The sequence below is a fragment of the Methylobacterium nigriterrae genome, assembly GCF_037106235.1.
GTDB lineage: Bacteria > Pseudomonadota > Alphaproteobacteria > Rhizobiales > Beijerinckiaceae > Methylobacterium > Methylobacterium nigriterrae.
Genome location: NZ_JBAWTG010000827.1, coordinates 1 through 275 on the forward strand (window position 1 = coordinate 1; position 275 = coordinate 275).

Consider the following 275-nt stretch of genomic DNA (forward strand, 5'->3'; position numbering starts at 1 on the left):
ATCCGTCTGCGAGATCGCCAGCTCGAAGCTGTTCGCGTCGGCAAGCCCCACGACCTGCAGGCAGACCAAAAGCTCGCAGAAGTGGTGGGCCAAGCGCCTGTCCGCTGGCCGGCTGTCGTTCACCAGCCACTCGCGGGCCCGGCTCAGTTCCATCAGGGTGAGCCAGCGCAGGGCGCGGGCGATGCCGGAATGCGTCTCGATCAGCTCGGTGAGTCTTGCGCGCGGGATGTCGACGACGGAGCAGGGCGTGAGCGCGCCCAGCCGCATGTCGCGCG

The 275-nt window shown here is 68.7% G+C and carries 1 pseudogene; it reads right to left on the reverse strand.

Features of this window, described 5'->3' with window-relative positions:
* Positions 1 to 275 (reverse strand): annotated as a pseudogene (locus tag WDW90_RS39315) (Crp/Fnr family transcriptional regulator); the annotation flags it as partial.